Annotated in this window: 5 protein-coding genes and 1 pseudogene; 3 read left to right on the forward strand and 3 right to left on the reverse strand. The window is 45.5% G+C overall.

Features of this window, described 5'->3' with window-relative positions; genetic code table 11:
- The first annotated feature begins 168 nt into the window (after positions 1–168).
- Positions 169–300, forward strand: a complete 132-nt coding sequence (locus F6K46_RS38665; RefSeq protein ID WP_293068518.1) for a hypothetical protein — start codon at positions 169–171, stop codon at positions 298–300.
- A gap of 23 nt (positions 301–323) precedes the next feature.
- On the opposite strand, the gene F6K46_RS38670 is transcribed toward F6K46_RS38665, so the two are convergent.
- From F6K46_RS38670 to F6K46_RS38680, 3 genes are all read right to left on the reverse strand, one after another.
- Complete coding sequence (locus F6K46_RS38670) at positions 324–611, reverse strand: DUF433 domain-containing protein (protein ID WP_293068521.1); 288 nt, start codon at positions 609–611, stop codon at positions 324–326.
- A 248-nt stretch (positions 612–859) separates the two neighbouring features.
- Entirely contained in the window at positions 860–994 is a 135-nt protein-coding gene (locus F6K46_RS38675; RefSeq protein WP_293068524.1) for a hypothetical protein, read from the reverse strand.
- Positions 995–1,270: 276 nt separating this feature from the next.
- Positions 1,271–2,656 (reverse strand): DUF4157 domain-containing protein, encoded by a 1,386-nt coding sequence (locus F6K46_RS38680; RefSeq protein ID WP_293068527.1) that lies wholly within the window; start codon positions 2,654–2,656, stop codon positions 1,271–1,273.
- A 25-nt stretch (positions 2,657–2,681) separates the two neighbouring features.
- Between F6K46_RS38680 and F6K46_RS38685 the strand changes: the two genes are divergently transcribed.
- A complete protein-coding gene (locus F6K46_RS38685) occupies positions 2,682–3,530 on the forward strand; it encodes a hypothetical protein (protein WP_293068530.1) in 849 nt (282 codons plus the stop codon).
- A 212-nt stretch (positions 3,531–3,742) separates the two neighbouring features.
- Positions 3,743–3,875 (forward strand): annotated as a pseudogene (locus tag F6K46_RS38690) (IS4 family transposase); the annotation flags it as partial.

The following is a 3,875-nucleotide window of genomic DNA, read 5'->3' on the forward strand; positions in this document are numbered from 1 at the left end:
AGTTCAGCCAAGGTCGTTTGGCGATTTACTACCGAAGATGCACGAGTCAAACTTAAACACCTATATCCTGTATTTGAACTTGATGAAGACCTAGAATCTAATGCACCAAATTAGCTGTGCCACGCCACTACAAGAGCGATCGCACTAAATGTATTGTGAGAATTTTTGATGCCATATTCCCTACTCCCTACTCCCTACTCCCTACTCCCTACTCCCTTGAGCTTCCCCTGTCGAGACAACATTCACGTTGCGAAGACGCAAGGCCGTTATCAGATAGCACACCATGCTATCTTCATCTAAATAAAGACGAATTTGTGTCATTTTTAGGGTTTGGTTGCCTGATAATGTTGTTTGGCGAGTTCTTCATAGGCGGTTTGTTCGGCTGCTATATCTTGGTCTATTTCCTGACGGTTAGCATGATAATACGTTAAGGCGGCATAAATTTGAGTGATTGTTAGGTGATTTAATCGTCTGGCTATTTCTTCGGCGTTGTTACCTTGATTATATAGGCCAGCAATTCGGCGCACAGAGGTTCGAGTTCCTGCAATGACTGGACGATTACTATTGGCATCAGTTGTGATCAGTTTGCCAATGTCGGTAAGGGTTGCCAAGGGGTTTCTCCAATAAATATGGGGGGTTTTTCCCTTATTTTAAAATATAGTGCGATTGGCCGTAGGCCACGCTACGCGATCGCACTCAGTGGGGTAGGGTGGGCAAATCATCATACTTTAGCCGATTGATCATAAATCTAGTCCATTTGCCCACCCTACTGCTTTCACCCACATCCGATAATCAGTTAGGATTTTGGGTTTTATCCCGCGAATCCCCCTGGTCATACCTCTGATTTCTCTAGAGACTCCTACCAGGAACGAGCCACACTTATGAGCAAGGTGCGGATATCGTTCGCATTGAGACTTACCTTAACCATTGGTGGCGGTGGGTTAGAAGTGGGGTGGATGGGATGAGTCTGTTTGGTTTTGGGTTGTTGCTTCACTTGGCTTTTACCCAACCAACCACAGAGGCGTACCCATGACCTAGGGTAGGGTGGGCAAATTATGATAGTTTTACAATTTCATCAGGATTCCTTTTCCTTTGCCCACCCATCAAGACTCGCTTTCGCACTTATAAATATATCTTTCCTTACTGTACATAGCTTCCCTTCATTTGGTTTTTTCTCCCTAACCTTTCTCCCGACAATCGGCTCAATAAAATCTCTAACACCGGTTTGCTACCATTACCCTACTTTGTTCACCCTGTTCCTCATCAACAATCACCCACTTTCCCCTCGCCTATCTCTTACTCCTAAACCTTTTACTCCCCTCTCCAACTTTCCCGGCTCTTCTACTAGGTCGGACGGTAGGCTGATAAACCACGGCAGATCGTAGTAAATTCCACCACGCCACAACAAACCTTTCGCAAAGCTTGTGCAATTTATTGAATCATCCCACCCTGTCCTTGTCCGCCCTCTAATCGCGTACTCGTAAATCTCACTATTCCTTTCGTACTCCCGAGCCTTATCGATTATCTTGTACGCCGCCCTAGTCGACACTTCCCACGAACGGATCCTGTTGCCTTTCAGATTTATCGCTAAACTATCATAATCGGACTTAATCCGAATCAGCGGGCTCACTCGGTCATGCCACGACTCTTTCTCCGCTATTAGATCGATGAAATAGTTCACTGGTTTGGCTCGCCTCTCATCCCACATTTCAATTAATATAACCGAATGTTTACCGCTTTCAACCGCTGTCACAACCGATCTATAGTAAGTTATTCTCTGATTTTCTATCGCTTCACTCTCTATCGGTTGAAATCTCTTCCAACTGTTTATTTTAACAAGCTGTACTAACCCTTGAACTGGTTTTTTGTCGATTCCTGACTGGAATTCGTGAGAGCATTCCCAATGAGTCGTATCACCCTTATACACAATCTGCTTTTTAGTAGATGTGGCCATCTCCCCCATCTTTTCCGCCTCCTTTTCCTTTGCCCGGTCATCGTTGTACGCCACGCCATTTGCATGCTTCGTCGGCTTCACTCTTCCTTGCTTCTGCTGCACCACATGCCATGCCTCATGGGGCAAATGTTTCTCCTGCCCTGGGCCCACATGAATCTCCGTCCCCTGTGCATATGCCAATGCCTGCAATTGTGCCGGTTTTACCGAGTTGTAATGCACCCTCACATCATCCATCGAATAGCCCGAGAGGTTCTCTATCCCTCCCTTGAGGCGATCAGGCAAGCCAGTTTTGTTTTCTTTTTCCCTCCTCGATGCTCTCATGCTATCGCCATAAGTCACCGAATCCCCCGTCAACGGTTGTGCTGCTCGCTGCACCATCATCCTTTTCGGCTGCACTACCTGATGCCCACCGTGATTCTCCCCTTGCCTGCTTCTATCTCCCGGCTGTCCTATTCTTAGCTTTGGTTGCAGCCCGATTTCTCTCCTTCCCGTTTCCGGCTGGTATTCTCCTGATTCTAAGGTGCGCATCACATTAGCACTCATACTTCCCCATTCCCCCACCGCCTCTTCGGCGTTCCACTCCCTTTCCTCTGCATCCAAAATTTCTCTATAACCTTTCCGTCTGGAGTCTTTCTTTTTTTGTTCATATGACAACGAGGTAGAGTGAGAATATTTCGGTTTATAGGTATGAGTAGTGCGCATAGCTAGTTCCTTTTACCTTGTACCCTTGAAGAAAACAATATCAGTCGATCCCACCGTCTTCCTGGAGCGCGACATGGCACCCCTTTCTCAAACCAACTGGTATCACACTAATTTTAGTACTCTGTTACAAGAAATCGAGCGAGTTCGTAACTATTTAGAAAACTACATAGAAGGTAAAAAAAATCTACAAACCGTTACTGAAATTGGTGACGATACTTCTGCCCTGGCTCAACTTTGTCTCCTCTTCAATCTCTCCCCCTTTGAAAGGGATATCCTGCTCATGTGCGCGGGCATGGAAATTGAACCATACTTCCATTCTTTGTTTGCCAAAGCCCAAAAAAATCATCCTCACAAAAACTATCCTACTCTCAGTTTAGCTTTTGACGCCCTTCCCGGAGCCAATTGGGGTGTCCTTTCTCCCCAACGCCCTTTACTAAACTTGCAACTGCTCCACATAGAACCAGGATTGATCCTAAGCCAGTCCCCCCTCTATATTGACCAGCGTATCCTCTGCTTTCTTTTAGGAGAATATGCCACAGACCAGGAATTAGCAGGAAAGATCAAACCCCAACCGCCTCAGACGAACCTTCATCTTTTGCCTAGCTCTCAGTTAAGTATAGTGGAGCAATTGATCACCATTTGGTCTGGCGGCGAGGGGAGAAATAGCTATCCCGTAGTGCAATTATCTCGCTCGGACCAAAGCACTAAATACCAAATTGCCTCCGCCACTTGTCAGGGTTTGGGGTATAGTTTACATACTCTCGACCCTGCCGCTCTGACCACCAACCCCCAGGAAGTTTACCAACTGGGGAAGCGTTGGCAAAGGGAAGCAATACTTAGCAATAGTGTCCTGTTTATTGACTGCGATAGTTAGAATTTTACAGAGCCTGGGCGGGAGTTGGCTCTGAGCAAATTTATTGATAGTAACAATACTCCTTTAATCCTCAGCTGTAATGACCGAAAAATTGACTGTCAGCGCTGACGGGGTGACGAAACAGGCTGAAATGCTTGCTATGTAAAGCTAGTAGCATTTTGTGGTCAAAAAAAGTAGGTCTCTAAATTTGCAACAAGACCTACGTATTGACAATGTTCCCAACATTCTACCAAAACCACCTAAAAAGTCAATTAAGTCTAGCCGATTATATTTTTTTAAAAATCCTGATTAATCTTTTACAATTAATCAAGAAAGTCAGTTTGGAAAAGTTAGCAAATGCTCTCC

The organism is Moorena sp. SIO3E8 (assembly GCF_010692445.1).
GTDB lineage: Bacteria > Cyanobacteriota > Cyanobacteriia > Cyanobacteriales > Coleofasciculaceae > Moorena > Moorena bouillonii.

Excerpts from the sequence above, each read along its gene's own strand:
- F6K46_RS38665 (WP_293068518.1), top strand. The coding sequence starts at position 169 with ATGCCATATTCCCTACTCCCTACTCCCTACTCCCTACTCCCTACTCCC.
- F6K46_RS38680 (WP_293068527.1), bottom strand. The coding sequence starts at position 2,656 with ATGCGCACTACTCATACCTATAAACCGAAATATTCTCACTCTACCTCG.